At 67.6% G+C, this 14,307-nt stretch carries 13 protein-coding genes and 1 pseudogene; 12 read left to right on the top strand and 2 right to left on the bottom strand.

The window, feature by feature from the left end; genetic code table 11:
• The 3 genes and pseudogenes from AC1DU6_RS07730 to AC1DU6_RS07720 form a co-directional block, all read left to right on the top strand.
• Positions 1–288 (top strand): annotated as a pseudogene (locus AC1DU6_RS07730) (C4-dicarboxylate ABC transporter); the annotation flags it as partial.
• The gene (locus tag AC1DU6_RS07725; protein WP_457353637.1) at positions 285–749 is read left to right on the top strand and encodes a TRAP transporter small permease; all 465 of its coding nucleotides are present in this window, start codon (positions 285–287) and stop codon (positions 747–749) included. The pseudogene AC1DU6_RS07730 and the gene AC1DU6_RS07725, both read left to right, overlap by 4 nt.
• Before the next feature lie 607 nt (positions 750–1,356).
• The gene (locus AC1DU6_RS07720; protein WP_457323567.1) at positions 1,357–2,667 is read left to right on the top strand and encodes a TRAP transporter large permease; all 1,311 of its coding nucleotides are present in this window, start codon (positions 1,357–1,359) and stop codon (positions 2,665–2,667) included.
• Here AC1DU6_RS07720 and AC1DU6_RS07715 read toward each other — a convergent pair.
• Both AC1DU6_RS07715 and AC1DU6_RS07710 read right to left on the bottom strand, forming a co-directional pair.
• Positions 2,639–3,037, bottom strand: a complete 399-nt coding sequence (locus tag AC1DU6_RS07715) for a VanZ family protein (protein WP_477856535.1) — start codon at positions 3,035–3,037, stop codon at positions 2,639–2,641. The genes AC1DU6_RS07720 and AC1DU6_RS07715 overlap by 29 nt on opposite strands.
• Positions 3,038–3,058: 21 nt before the next feature.
• Positions 3,059–5,383 (bottom strand): hypothetical protein, encoded by a 2,325-nt coding sequence (locus AC1DU6_RS07710; protein ID WP_457323565.1) that lies wholly within the window; start codon positions 5,381–5,383, stop codon positions 3,059–3,061.
• 142 nt (positions 5,384–5,525) lie between these two features.
• Here AC1DU6_RS07710 and AC1DU6_RS07705 point away from each other — a divergent pair, with 142 nt between their 5' ends.
• The 9 genes from AC1DU6_RS07705 to AC1DU6_RS07665 form a co-directional block, all read left to right on the top strand.
• Complete coding sequence (locus AC1DU6_RS07705; protein WP_457323564.1) at positions 5,526–5,903, top strand: hypothetical protein; 378 nt, start codon at positions 5,526–5,528, stop codon at positions 5,901–5,903.
• Positions 5,904–6,174: 271 nt separating this feature from the next.
• Positions 6,175–8,268, top strand: a complete 2,094-nt coding sequence (locus AC1DU6_RS07700) for a 3-hydroxyacyl-CoA dehydrogenase NAD-binding domain-containing protein (RefSeq protein ID WP_477856533.1) — start codon at positions 6,175–6,177, stop codon at positions 8,266–8,268.
• A 30-nt stretch (positions 8,269–8,298) separates the two neighbouring features.
• Positions 8,299–9,474, top strand: a complete 1,176-nt coding sequence (locus AC1DU6_RS07695) for an acetyl-CoA C-acyltransferase (protein ID WP_477856531.1) — start codon at positions 8,299–8,301, stop codon at positions 9,472–9,474.
• A gap of 5 nt (positions 9,475–9,479) precedes the next feature.
• Positions 9,480–9,905 carry a PaaI family thioesterase gene (locus AC1DU6_RS07690; protein WP_056203739.1) on the top strand — a complete coding sequence of 142 codons (426 nt, stop codon included), beginning with the start codon at positions 9,480–9,482 and terminating at the stop codon, positions 9,903–9,905.
• A gap of 55 nt (positions 9,906–9,960) precedes the next feature.
• Positions 9,961–11,769, top strand: coding sequence for an acyl-CoA dehydrogenase (locus AC1DU6_RS07685; protein ID WP_457320335.1), 1,809 nt, complete (start codon positions 9,961–9,963; stop codon positions 11,767–11,769).
• A 9-nt stretch (positions 11,770–11,778) separates the two neighbouring features.
• Entirely contained in the window at positions 11,779–12,570 is a 792-nt protein-coding gene (locus AC1DU6_RS07680) for an SDR family oxidoreductase (RefSeq protein ID WP_457320333.1), read from the top strand.
• A 7-nt stretch (positions 12,571–12,577) separates the two neighbouring features.
• Positions 12,578–13,015, top strand: coding sequence for a PaaI family thioesterase (locus AC1DU6_RS07675; RefSeq protein WP_457320331.1), 438 nt, complete (start codon positions 12,578–12,580; stop codon positions 13,013–13,015).
• Positions 13,016–13,148: 133 nt separating this feature from the next.
• The gene (locus AC1DU6_RS07670; RefSeq protein WP_056204470.1) at positions 13,149–13,529 is read left to right on the top strand and encodes a YXWGXW repeat-containing protein; all 381 of its coding nucleotides are present in this window, start codon (positions 13,149–13,151) and stop codon (positions 13,527–13,529) included.
• A 285-nt stretch (positions 13,530–13,814) separates the two neighbouring features.
• The coding region (locus tag AC1DU6_RS07665) for an RpiB/LacA/LacB family sugar-phosphate isomerase (RefSeq protein WP_477856528.1) at positions 13,815–14,307 on the top strand (493 nt) is incomplete at its 3' end.

The following is a 14,307-nucleotide window of genomic DNA, read 5'->3' as shown; positions in this document are numbered from 1 at the left end:
TACGACAGCCTGCCGGCCGACCTGAAGGCCGTCATCGACAGGAACTCCGGCGCCGCCCTGTCGCAGGCCGCCGGCCGCACCTGGGATGCCAGCCAGGCGCCTGGCCGCAAGCCGGCGGTGGACCGCGGCAATGTCTTCTACACGGTGCCGGCTGCCGAGGTGGACAACTGGATCAAGGCCAGCCATCCGCTCTACGACGATTGGGCCGCCGACATGGACAAGCGTGGCCTGCCCGGCAAGCAGATGCTGAGCGAAGCGCAGGCGCTGCTGGCCAAGTACAAGAAGTGAAATGGCTTGAGAAGCTGGCGGCAGTATTTGCGCTGCTGGGCGGCGTCTGCGCGCTGCTCGTCGCCGGCATGACGCTGTGGAGCGTCATCGGCCGCAACCTGTTCGCCAGCCCCGTGCGTGGTGATGTGGAACTGAGCCAGATCGGCATCGCGCTGGCGATCGCGCTGTGCCTGCCCTGGTGCCAGCTGCGGCGCGGCAACATCATCGTGGACTTCTTCACCCAGGCTGCACCCGAGCGCGTCAATGGCGCGCTGGACCGCTTCGGCGCGCTGCTGCTGGCCGTCATGCTGGGGTTGCTGGCCTGGCGCACCGGCATGGGCGCGGCGGCGGTGGACGAGGCCGGTGAGCAGACCATGATCCTGGGCCTGCCGATGTGGTGGGCCTACGCCATCCTGGCGCCAGGCTTGGCACTGACGGCGGTGATTGCGGTGGTGCAAGCTGTTCAGCGAGGTGAAGCTTGATGGCCAGGCCCAGCCGGGAGTTCGCCCCGGCGGGCGACCTACTTTCTGAGCGACCAGAAAGTAGGCAAAGAGTCGCCCCCGAACCGCCCGCCCCTCGCACAGCGAGGGGTTCCCTGCGGTGCGCCGTCCTTGAGGCCCCGCGCAAAACTCCCGTCGCGGCCCAAGGGCCGCTGTGGTCAAACAGTTGCGCGGAGTCAGAGCTTGAAGCGTGCTGGCGCACGCGGCCTCAAGGCCGTGCGCTCCTCGGCGGGACTCAAAGGGGGAGTGAAGGAACAGCCCGCACCAGCCGTCTGATGCGTTTGGCGGTTGGTTGTTCGGCTGTTTGGGATTCCCCCTTTGAAACCGCCGAGAAGCACAGGAGACCGAGGCGCGCGCCTTGGCGCGCTTCAACAACTGGCTCCGCGCAACTGTTTGACCAGAGCGTAGCGGCGGGAGTTTTGCGCGGGCCTCGGTCTTCGAGCATCGCAGGGCACCCACCCGCTTTGCGGGTGGGCGGTTTCGCAGGGGCGATTTCTTTGCCTACTTTCTTGTTCGCACAAGAAAGTAGGTCGCCCGCCCGGGCGAACTCCGGGCATGGGCCTGTGCGCCAAGCCAAGCTCGGGAACAGATGACAGCCGGCCTCGCCATCTTCGCCCTGATGCTCGCGCTGATGGCCTTGCGCGTGCCCATCGCGGCCGCCATGTTCATCCCCGGGGCCCTGGGCTACGCCTGGATGAGCAATGACGCCGCGCTACTGAACCTCATCAAGGGCTCCGCCGTCGCGCGGCTGACGGTCTACGAGTTGTCCGTCATCCCGCTCTTTCTGCTGATGGGGCAGTTCGCCACCCAGGGCGGGCTTTCCAAGGCACTCTTTCGCGCCGCGTCTGCCTGGGTCGGCCACTGGCGCGGCGGCCTGGCCTTTGCGGCCATCCTGGCGTCGGCCGCTTTCGGCTCGGTCTGCGGCTCGTCGGTGGCCACCTGCGCCACCATCACCCAGGTGGCCTACGGCGAGATGAAGGCCGCGGGCTATCACGGGCGCCTGTCCACTGCCGTGCTGGCGACGGGTGGCACGCTGGGCATTCTGATCCCGCCGTCGGTGCCGTTGATCGTCTACGCCATCCTGACCGAGCAGAACATCGCCAAGCTGTTCGCCGCCGCCTTCATCCCCGGCCTGATCGCAACCGCGGGCTATCTCGCGGTCATCGCCATCACCTGCCGGCTGCGGCCCCATCTGGCCGTGCCGGGACCGCGCCACAGCTGGAGCGAGCGCTGGCACGCTCTGCTGGGCGTATGGCCGCTGCTGGCCATCTTTGTCGTCGTCTTCGGCGGTATCTATGGGGGCTGGTTCAGCCCGACCGAGGGCGCATCCATCGGCGCGCTGGCGACGCTGACCAGCGGCCTGCTGTCGGGCGAGCTGCGCGGCGATGGACTCAAGCGCGCACTGCTCGGCACGGCCGAGACGACGGCCATGGTCTTCATGATCTTCCTCGGCGCCGACATGATGAATTCGGCCCTGGCGCTGACTCAGATGCCCGCGCATCTGGCGCAGTGGGTGGGCGGGCTGCCCGTGCCGCCACTGGCCATCGTCGCCGGCGTGCTGGCCTTCTATGTGGTGCTCGGCTGCGTGATGGACGAGCTGTCCATGCTGCTGCTGACCATTCCCGTCATCTTCCCGACCATCATGGGCCTGGATCTGTTCGGCCTTGCGCCCGAGCCCAAGGCGATCTGGTTCGGCATCCTGGTGCTGATGACGGTGGGCATCGGCATGCTGGCGCCGCCGGTGGGGCTGAACGTCTATGTCGTCAACGGCATGGCGCGCGACGTGCCGATGAACGAGACCTACAAGGGCGTCATGCCCTTCCTGGCCAGCGACGTGCTGAGGTTGCTGCTGCTGCTGTTCGTGCCCGCCGTCACGGTCGGCGTGCTGCGCTGGCTGTGATGGGCCAGGCCGCCAGCAGACCCAGGGCGATGCCGACGCTGTCGGCCACCACGTCGTGCCAGTCGGCCTCGCGCGGTGGCAGAAAGCTCTGCGCGATCTCGATGCCAATGCCGTAGCCGATCAGCGCGATCACCAGCCAGATCCATTGCCGCGGCCGCTGCGAGACGGGCCACATGGCCCAGACACTGCTGAAGGCCAGTGCGGCAAAGGCGAGGGCATGGTTGGACTTGTCCCAGCCGGTGGTGATGGTCTTGGGCGGTGCCGGGCTCAGGGCCAGGCAGGTGATGACGATGAGCAGGACGGCGAGCAGGGCGCRCCAGAGTGYGCGGCGCTGCGGCGCGGTGCAGAGGTGCAGGAGAAAGCTGGGCATGGGGGCCGCATTGTGACGGCCCTATTTCATCTGCAGCATCCAGCCCTTGGCCTGGCGCAGATGGGCCACCAGCTGGGCCTGCGCCGCGCCGACGGCCGGGTCGGTGGCATTGAGCTTCTCCAGCAGTGCCGCGTCGATCAGCTCGCGCGAGGCCGAGTTCAGCATCCAGTTCATCGACGGCTGGCGTTGGCCCGGCAGTGCAGGCATGCGCAGCTCCGCCACCTGGCCGCAGCCGCCGATGCGCTTGATGAGCTCGACTGCCGAGTCCCGCGCGCGGGCGTCGTTGCTGTTCAGGATGCCCTGCGCCGGCGCGACCACCTCGTTCAGGCCCATGTGCGTGGCGCGGTAGCGGCGCCCGTCCAGCGGCTGCGCATCGGCAGCCGTGGGTGCGTCGCGGCACAGCCAGTCGTCGACCTGCGAGGCGCTGTTGACCAGCAGCAGCAGGCGCAGCCGCGAGCGGTCCAGGACGCCTTGGGCGGCACAGTTGTCCTCGGGCTTGCAGGCCTTGAGCCGCCCGCTGGCTTCGAGGTCGCGCAGCAAGTCGGAGAGCAGCAGTGTCGCGCTGGCTTCCACGTAGCCGCCATCGCCCAGACGGTCCCAGACGCGGCCGACATCGCCGTTCTCCTCATCCCTGTGCGCCTCCTTGAAGAGGACGGCTGCGGCAGGGCTGATGTAGGGGAAGCGGGCGCTGTTGTGCACGGCCTGAGCCAGCGTCATGCGCTCGACCTCCAGGCCGAGCGAGGGGTCGAGCAGGTCGATGCCGTCGCCACCGGCCAGCAGGAAGTCGGACTGGTAGACCCGCTGGCCGCGCGACAGGGCTGTGGCGTTCATGGCCAGCAGCGGCAGCCATTCGGCGTCGGTGGCGCGGCCGTGCAAGGCCGTCATCGCCTCTCCCCAGGGGTTGGGATGGGCGGTCGGGCGCAGCGGACATTGCTGGGCCAGGCTCCTGGGCCAGTCATGCGTCCAGACCTTCTCCAGGCCGAGAGATCGGTCCGCGCCGGCGACGGCCAGGGGCAGGAAGCGCTGCACCAGGTCGGGGTAGAGCATGTCGCCGACCGGCGTGGCGAGATGGTCGCGGCCAGTGAAGTCGCGCACCAGCTTCCAGGGCGTGCAGTTGGCAGCATCGACCGCCTGGCGGCGGGCGTCCACGGCGGCGACGAAGCTGGCCGCGCCCAGGGCCCCGCCCGACGTGCCGCTGATGGCGAAGACGGAGTCGGCGAAGTTGACGCCCTGTTGTTCACCGAGATCCTGCAGGCGCGCCAGCGATGCGCTGCCCCAATACGCCGCGCGCGAGGCGCCGCCGGCCACGGCGACGATCACGAGCGGCCGCTTGCCGTCCGCGCCCACGGTGCGCAGCCAGGTTTGCACCCAGGCGTCGGCCGGTTGGCGGGCGGCGATGGCATTGCGAGCGCTGCGCTCGGGGTCGGCCACACGGTGGTTGTCGTTCAGCGGGGCAAATGCCACGAAGAGCAGCAGCGGCAACGGCGTCAGCGGCATGCGTATCAACGCCTTGGGTGCATAGGTCAGCAGGATGCCGCCAAAGACGATCCAGCTGCCCATGGCCAGCAGCACCAGGGCCGGTGAGCCGATGGCGCGCGCCGTGGCCTCGGGCCAGGCCACGAGGGCGGCGAACACGCCCCATTGCAGCAGCAGCACCAGCGCGACGAGCACGCGCGACGGCGTGCTCATGCGGTCCTCACGCTCCAGCAGCGCGATGGCCTCGCGCCGGCCATCCAGCGCGAGCCAGCGCGCCAGCCGCGAGCCCGTGCCGAGCTTGAGCAGCCAGGCGCGCCGCTTCCAGACAAAAAGGGCCAGCCCCGCCGTGACGGCCAGCAGCGCGACGCCGATCAGGCGCTCGCGCGTCTGCACCAGGAAGAAGATCGCGATGGGCAGGCCGCCGCCGAGGATGAGCCCGCGCGGCAGCCAGCGACGCAGGCCGTCGCCAAAGCGCGGGTTCATGCACTCGCCCAGCGTGTCGGGCTTGAAGCGGCGGTCCAGCAGCAGGCGGCTCACATACCAGGCCAGCAGCAGCCACAAGCCGAAGGTGAAGACGAGGAGGGCGGTCTGTGCGCTGCCCACTTCCAGCGACAGCAGCGTTTCGCGGGCCTGTTCCAGGCCGAGCAGCACGGCGACGCCGGCGATGACGATGACGACGGGAAAGGCGCACAGGCCCAGCACGCGCAGCAGATAGAGCATCCAGGGCACATCGCCCTCGGTCGTGGATGCCGTGGAAGGCGGCTCGGGCGGTGGAGGAGGCGCGGGCTCCTCCGACTTTGGCGGCGGCGGCGGGGAAAACTGCGGCGGCGGCGCGGGATCGCGGGGTGGGTAGACGACCGGAATCAGCATGGCCCGCACTCTAGCCGGGGGGCGCTGGGCGTCCAAGGGCGAGACGAAGCGGTGGCGACTCGTGACAAACCCTGGCAAGACGGGCGTTGCGCCGTCAGACCGATACAGTGCCAACGGACAACGGTGTCAGGGGAGAGAAAAAATGGACAACGGTCAACTGTTGCAGCTGGTGGGCAGCTTTGCTGTGGGCGGTTTGGTGGCGGGAGGTGCCGTCTACGCCTGGTCAGCCAAACGAATCAAGCGCGAGCATGAGCGGGTGATGCACGTGGAGCAGTCCCGCCAACTTGGCGCCCAGCAGCTCACCCAGGCACGCAAGCAGGTGGAGCAGCTGCAGCGCGATTGCCATGAGCTGCGCCTGGCAGTGCGGCCCGCGCCGCGCCAGGCTCCTGCACCTGTTGCCCCCCTGGATGCCGCCGAGGCCATGCGCCGCTATGCCGAGGCCAAGCTGCAGCCGCCAGCGGAGCCGGAGGCGGCCAAGGCGTTCAAGGACACCGTGGTCCTGCCCAAGTCCCAGTATTGAACTGAAGCCCCTCGCCCGGGCTCTCCCCGCTGAACGCGGGCGCGCCCAGTCGGTCCCCCGAAGGGACGGCGATGCTTGCCGGGTCGACCGGCAAGCACATCGCCAGCCAGGCCGGCTTGGGAGCGGCCCGGCGCTCGGCCCGGAATACCGGGCGCGCCTTTGTCACTGCCGGGACAAGACTGCGCGGCGGGCGCTGCCTAGAATCGAACGGTCGTTCTATTCTGGGCCGGCTGCGCAAGGCGCGGTGGGCCCGCCAACTGAGGTCGTGCCCATGACAGCCCATTACGAAGTTCGCGGCAGCGTCGCCGTGATCACGCTCGACAACCCGCCGGTCAACGGCCTGGGTTTTGCCACCCGCGCCGCCGTTGCCGCCGGCGTGGAGCGCGCCGAAGCCGATCCGGCCATCACCAGCCTGGTCATCACCGGCGCCGGCAAGGCCTTCTCGGGCGGTGCCGACATCAAGGAGTTCGGCAGCCCCAAGGCGCTGGCCGAGCCGAACCTGCTGAGCCTGATCGCTGTCGTCGAGAACTGCAGCAAGCCGGTCGTCGCGGCCATCCACAGCGTCTGCATGGGCGGTGGCCTGGAGTTGTCCCTGGGCTGCCACTACCGCGTCGCGCAGACCGGCACCAAGGTCGCACTGCCCGAAGTGAAGCTGGGCCTGCTGCCTGGCGCCGGCGGCACGCAGCGCCTGCCACGCGCGCTGGGCGTGGAGCCCGCGCTGAACATGATCGTCAGCGGCGAGCCGGTCGAGGCGCAGATGCTGGCCATGGTCCCGGGCCAGAAGCTGTTCGACAAGATCGTCGACGCCGACGTGGTCGATGCCGCCGTCAAGTTCGCTGAAGAAGTCTCCGAGAAGCGCCCGCTGCCCAAGGTGCGAGACCTGAAGGCCCGCCACCCCAACGCCGAGGCCTACTTCCAGTTCGCCCGCAACATGGTGGGCGGCATGAGCAAGAACTTCCCCGCGCCGTTGCGCTGCCTGGAGACCGTGGCCAGTGCCGTCAACATGAAGTTCGACGACGGCATGCGCGCCGAGCGCGAGGGTTTCATGGCATTGATGCTGACGCCCGAGTCCAAGGCGCTGCGCCACCTGTTCTTCGCCGAGCGCGTGGCCAGCAAGATCTCCGACGTGCCCGAAGACACGCCGCTGCGCACCATCGCCAAGGTGGGCGTCATCGGCGCCGGCACCATGGGTGGCGGCATCTCGATGAACTTCCTGAATGCGGGCATCCCGGTCACCATCCTGGAGACCAAGCAGGAAGCGCTGGACCGCGGCGTCGCGACGATCAAGAAGAACTACGAATCGCAGGTCAAGAAGGGCAAGCTGAAGGAAGACAAATACGCCCAGCGCATGTCGCTCTTGAGCACGACGCTGAACTACGCGGACCTGGGCGATGCTGACCTCATCATCGAGGCGGTGTTCGAGGAGATCGGCGTCAAGGAGGCCGTCTTCAAGCAGCTGGACGAAGTCGCCAAGCCCGGCGCCATTCTCGCGTCCAACACCTCGACGCTGGACGTCGACAAGATCGCCTCCTTCACCAAGCGCCCGCAGGACGTGGTGGGCATGCACTTCTTCAGCCCGGCCAACGTGATGAAGCTGCTGGAAGTGGTGCGCGGCAAGGAAACCGCCAAGGATGTACTGGCCACGGTCATGGCCATTGGCAAGAAGATCAAGAAGACGGCTGTCGTGTCGGGCGTCTGCGACGGCTTCATCGGCAACCGCATGATCGAGCAGTACAGCCGCCAGGCCGGCTTCCTGCTCGATGAAGGCTGCACGCCGCAGCAGGTCGACAAGGCGGTCGAGAAGTTCGGCTTCGCGATGGGTCCGTTCCGCATGGGTGACCTGGCGGGCAATGACATCGGCTGGGCGATCCGCAAGCGCCGCGCTGTAGAGCGCGCCAACATGAAGTACTCGGCGAGCGCCGACCGCCTGTGTGAGCTGGGCCGCTTCGGCCAGAAGACCGGTGCTGGCTGGTACGACTACCTGCCTGGCAAGCGCGACGCGATCCCGTCACCGGTCGTCGACGAGATGCTCGCCAAGCACCGCGAAGCCATCGGCGCCAAGAAGCGCGACATCAGCGACGAGGAGATCGTGCACCGCCTGGTGTTCGCCCTGGTCAACGAGGCCGCGCATCTGCTGGAAGAGGGCATTGCCCAGCGCGCGTCGGACGTGGACATGGTCTACCTGACCGGCTACGGCTTTCCGATCTTCCGCGGTGGCCCGATGTGCTACGCCGACACCCTCGGCCTCTTCAACGTCGTGCAGGCAATGAAGCGCTTTGCCAAGAACCCGATGGATGACGGTGCGTTCTGGACGCCCGCCCCGCTGCTGGCCCGCCTCGTGGCGGAAGGCAAGAGCTTCACTTGATCGCAGCGCGCGACTGACAAGGAACAAGACATGAGCAACGCACTGATCGTCTCCACTGCCCGCACGCCGCTCGCCAAGAGCTGGAAGGGCGCGTTCAACATGACCCATGGCGCGACGCTGGGTGGCCACGCCGTCAAGGCAGCCGTCGAGCGCGCCGGCATCGATGGCGGTGCCATCGAAGACGTGCTGATGGGTTGCGCCACGCCCGAAGGCGCCACCGGCTCCAACATCGCGCGCCAGATCGCGCTGAAGGCCGGCCTGCYGATCACGGTGAGCGGCGTCACCATCAACCGCTTCTGTTCCAGCGGCCTGCAGACCATTGCGATGGCCGCGCAGCGCATCATTGCCGGCGAGGGCGATGTCTACATCGCCGGCGGCGTCGAGAGCATTTCCTGCGTGCAGCAAGAGGCCAACAAGCACATGCTGGTCGACCCGGCGCTGATGAAGCTCAAGCCTGAGATCTACTGGAACATGCTGCAGACCGCCGAGAACGTGGCCAAGCGCTACAACATCTCGCGTGAGCGCATGGACCAGTACGGCGCCGGCAGCCAGCAGAAGGCTTGCGCCGCCCAGGCCGCCGGCAAGTTCGCCGACGAACTGATCTCGGTGACGACCACCATGGGCGTGGCCGACAAGGTCATGGGCCTGATGAGCAAGGAAGTCACCATCAGCGCCGATGAGGGCCTGCGCGAAGGCACCACTTATGACGCCATCAAGGACCTGCGCTCCGCCATGCCCGGCGGTCTGATCTCGGCCGGCAACGCCAGCCAGTTCAGCGACGGTGCCGGCGCCTGCGCGCTGGTCAGCGAACAGTACGCCTCCACGCACAACCTCAAGCCCATCGGCCGCTTCCTCGGCTTTGCCGTGGCCGGTTGCGAGCCCGACGAGATGGGTATCGGTCCTGTGTTCGCTGTCCCGAAGGTGCTGAAGAAGCTGGGCCTGACGGTGGCCGACATCGACCTGTGGGAACTGAACGAAGCCTTCGCCGTGCAGGTGCTGTACTGCGCCGACACGCTGGGCATCCCGATGGACCGCCTGAACGTCAATGGCGGCGCGATTGCCGTCGGCCACCCCTACGGCGTGTCGGGTCAACGCCTGACCGGCCATGCGCTGATCGAAGGCAAGCGCCGCGGTGCCAAGCGCGTCTGCGTGACGATGTGCATTGGCGGCGGCATGGGCGCGGCGGGCATCTTCGAAGTGCTCTGAAGACCATGGCCGTCTCGCCGGAGGTCTTCCTGCAGATGGGCCGCGAGATCCTGGCCAAGCAAGCCTTCAGCCGCCTGCTCGGCACGGAACTGGCGGCGCTGTCCCCGGGCAAGGTCGAGCTGCAGTTGGTGCTCAAGCCCGAGCATCTGCAGCAGCATGGTTTTGCGCATGGTGGCGTCGTCAGCTATCTGGCCGACAACGCGCTGACCTATGCCGGCGGCACGGCCATGCAGGTCGAGGTCGTGACGAGCGAGTTCAAGGTGAACTATGTGCGTCCGGCCGTTGGCGAACGCCTGATCGCCCGCGCCAGCGCCGACGCGGTCAGCAAGAACCAGGCGGTCTGTCGCTGCGAGATCTTTGCCGTCAAGGGCGGCGCCGAGAAGCTCTGTGCGCTGGCGCAGGGCACCATCGTCCGCGTTGCGGGCGACTGATCATGGCCGACCTGGGCATTGAGCCCACGGCCGTCACCACAACGGGATAGCAGCCATGCGCGACACCCTGGAGTTCCTTCTGTTCGACTGGCTGCGTGCTGGCGACCTCACCGCGCGCGAGCGCTTTGCCGACCATTCGCGCGAGACCTTCAGCGCCGTGCTCGACACCTGCGAGCGCATCGCCCGCGAGAAGTTCGCGCCGAGCTACAGGCTGATGGACACGGAGGAGCCGCGCGTGGTTGTGGATGAAGGTGGCGAGCGCGTGCACCTGCCCGCGGCGACGCTGGAGGCGGTCAATGCCCTGGTGGACTCCGGCATGATGGCTGCGGCGCATGACTACGAGCTGGGCGGCATGCAGCTGCCCTGCCTCGTCGAGACGGCCGCCAATGCCTTCGTCAGCATGGCCAACGTCCACGCTGGCTCCTACGGCGTGTTGACGACCTGCAATGCCAACCTGCTGATGGAACACGGCAGCGAGCGCCAGCGCGAGGTGTTCGCCAAGACGCTGCTGGCTGGTCAGTGGTTCGGCACCATGTGCCTGTCGGAGCCGCAGGCGGGCTCGTCGCTGTCCGACGTGGTCACGCGCGCTGAATTGGAAGACGAGGCCGACACCCTCGGAGCGCGCTACCGGCTGCGCGGCAACAAGATGTGGATCTCGGGCGGCGAGCATGAGCTGCGCGAGAACATCGTCCACCTGGTGCTGGCCAAGATCCCGGGGCCGGACGGCAAGCTCATTCCGGGCACCAAGGGCATCTCGCTCTTCATCGTGCCCAAGCAAATGGTCGGTGAGAACGGCCAGCTGACCGGCGAGCGCAATGACATCGCGCTGGCCGGGTTGAACCACAAGCTCGGCCACCGCGGCACGACCAACTGCTTGCTGAACTTCGGCGAAGGCCGCTTCCAGCCGGGCGGCAAGGCGGGCGCGGTGGGCTATCTCGTCGGCAAGCCCGGCGAGGGCCTGCGCTGCATGTTCTTCATGATGAACGAGATGCGCATTGGCGTGGGTCTCGGTGCCGTCATGCTGGGCTACGCCGGCTACGAGGCCAGCCTGGAATACGCCAAGCAGCGTCCCCAGGGCAGGCCGATGACCGCGACCGGCAAGGACGCGGCCAGCCCGCAGCGGCCCATCATCGAACACGCCGACGTGCGCCGCATGCTGCTGGCGCAGAAGAGTTATGTCGAAGGCGGCCTGGCGCTGGAGCTGTACTGTGCCCGTCTCGTCGACGAGCTGAATACCGGTGACGCGAAGGCCGAAGCCCAGGCGCTGCTGGACGTGCTCATTCCCATCGCCAAGAGCTGGCCGAGCGAGTGGTGCCTGGAGTCCAACTCGCTGGCCATCCAGGTGCTGGGCGGCTATGGCTACACGCGTGATTTCCCCGTCGAGCAGTACTGGCGCGACCAGCGCCTGAACATGATCCACGAGGGCACGCACGGCATCCAGGCGCTGGACCTGCTGGGTCGCAAGGTGGTGCAGCAGGGCGGGGCGTCTCTCGCTGCTTTGGCCGCGCGAGTGCAGCAGACCATCGAGCGCGCGATGCAGACCGACTGGGCGCCGCAGGCCAACCAGCTGGCCGCAGCGTTGGCACAAGTGGGCGGCGCGACCAAGAAGGCCTGGAGCACGGGCGAGCCCGAAGAAGCGCTGGCCAATGCGACGCCCTATATGCAGGCCTTCGGCCACACGGTGCTGGCCTGGCTGTGGCTGGACGTCGTGCTGAGCGTGCACGGGGACAGCGACTTCGCCCACGGCAAGCGCGCCGCGGCCCGCTACTTCTTCGCCTACGAGCTGCCCAAGATCGGCGCCTGGCTGGACGTGGTTGCGCGCCGCGAGCCGCTGTGCCGCGAAATGAAAGCTGAATACTTCTAAGGAGACACCATGAGCACCAAAGTCCAAGACCTCTTCGACCTGAGCGGCCAGGTGGCCCTCGTCACCGGCGGCTCGCGTGGCCTGGGCCTGCAGATCGCCGAAGCCCTCGGTGAAGCAGGCGCCAAGATCATGCTGACCTCGCGCAAGGCAGCCGACCTGGAAGAGGCCGCGGCCCATCTGCAGGCACGCGGCATCGACACGCGCTGGATCGCGGCCGACGCGGCCAAGGAAGAGGATGCGCAGCGCGTCGTCAGGGAGACGATGGAGCGACTCGGCCAGATCGACATCCTCGTCAACAACGCCGGCGCGAGCTGGGGTGCACCCGCCGAGGAACACCCCATCGAGGCCTGGGACAAGGTCATGGACCTCAACATCCGCAGCCTTTTCGTCTTTGCGCAAGCGGTGGCCAAGGCCAGCATGATCCCGCGCAAGTCGGGCCGCATCATCAACGTGGCCTCCATCGCGGGCCTGGGCGGCAACTCGGCCGTCATGAAGACCATTGCCTACAACACCAGCAAGGGCGCGGCCGTGAACTTCACGCGCGCGCTGGCCGGCGAGTGGGGCGCCTACGGCATCACCGTCAACGCGCTGGCGCCGGGCTTCTTCCCGAGCAAGATGACCAAGGGCCTGATGGCGACCATCGGTGAAGAGCAACTCGCTTCCCACGCGCCGCTGAACCGCATCGGCGATGACGACGATTTGAAGGGCGCGGCCCTGCTGTTTGCGTCCAGGGCCGGCAAGCACATCACTGGCCAGATCCTGGCGGTGGACGGCGGCGTTTCGGCCATCCATGGCGGATGATGGGCGGATGGAGTTCCCGGTCCACATCCCCTTCGTCCAGCAACTCGGCTTCACGCTGCACTCGGTCGGTGACGGCGAAGCCGAGCTTCGGCTATTGATCAGCGAGCAGCACCTGAACTCCTGGCGCGTGGCCCACGGCGGCGTCGTGATGACGCTGCTGGACGTGGCGATGGCGCATGCCGCCCGCAGCGTGAACCGGCACCTGCCGGACCTCGGTCCGGGCGTCGTCACGGTGGAGATGAAGACCAGCTTCATGCGCCCCGGCGAGGGCGAACTGCGCGCGGTGGGCAAGCTGCTGCATCGCTCGACGACCATGGCTTTCTGCGAGGGCTCGGTATTCGGTGCGGGTGACAAGCTCTGCGCCCATGCGACGGGCACCTTCAAATACCTGCGCGCTCTGCCGGCGGGCCGGCAGTTGAAGCCGCTGGGTGGTGAAGGCGACTGAGGCGCTGCGGCAGGCCTCACCCGCCTTCGATCAGTTGGACGCTTTGCACAACTTTGCGGCGCGACGGGCGCTTGTCCGACCACCGCGCGTCGGGGCCAGTCGTTGAATGACCTCCTGTCACTTGGAGATCGTCATGCTCAACAGAACCCTCCTCGCTTCGTGTCTGGTCGCCAGCTGTGCCTTTGGTGCAGCAGCACTCCCGACCGCAGCCGCAGCACAGGTCAGCGTGTCCATCCGGACCGCACCGCCGCCTCCACGTCATGAAGTGATGCCGGGCGCGCGCCGCGGCTATGTCTGGGTGCCCGGCTATTGGAACTGGAACGGCCGCCGCCACGTCTGGCAGCAGGGCGTCTGGGTGAAGGAGCGCCGCGGCTACATGTACAACCAGCCCGCCTGGGAGGAGCGCAACGGCCACTGGGAGCTGCGGCGCGGTGGCTGGGCCCGCGGCGACGCGGACCGTGATGGCGTGCCCAACGGTGCCGACCGCCGGCCCAACGATCCCCACCGCCGCTGATGCTGCGAGGCTCGCATCGCATCGATCGCGGGCTTGAGTGCTTTTATGAAACGGCGTTCCAATATTTGGCGCAAGTGGCACAATGGCGCCAGCGTCAGCACCTCGCTTCGAGGTGCGCGGTTGGCCAGGTTGCTCCATCGGGACCATGCAGTCCCGGCCTTTCGAGGCGGACGCCTGGCATGACGGCCCGCGCTCGAGCCCCTCTGGCTCGAGCAGCCGCGGCCCATGCAACCGGGGTGGCCTGTGCCGCCCCAGCCCCCATTCCGCTACCGAAAGCCACCCGCCATGAAGATCGCCCTCATCATCGAGAACAGCCAGGCCGCCAAGTCCGAGATCGTCCACAACGCCCTCAAGACCGTTGCCGAGCCGCTGGGCCACAGCGTCCACCACTACGGCATGTACACGCCCGAGGACAAGGCGTCGCTCACCTACGTGATGAACGGCCTGCTGGCCGGCATCCTGCTGAACTCCAAAGCCGCCGACTTCGTCGTCACCGGCTGCGGCACCGGCATGGGCTCCATGCTGGCCTGCAACTCCATGCCCGGCGTCTTCTGCGGTCTGGTCATCGACCCGACCGACGCCTTCCTGTTCGGCCAGATCAACGACGGCAACTGCATGTCCATGCCCTACGCCAAGGGCTTCGGCTGGGCCGCTGAGCTGAACCTGCAGGACTGCTACCGCAAGCTGCTCGAGAACGAGCGCGGCGCCGGCTACCCCAAGGAGCGCGCCGCCATCATGGCCAAGAACCGCGGCATCCTGAAGGACCTGAAGGCCGCGT

This window comes from Roseateles sp. P5_B10 (genome assembly GCF_056400485.1).
Note: the sequence above shows the minus strand (reverse complement) of the source record. Positions and strands in the feature narration are given on the sequence as shown.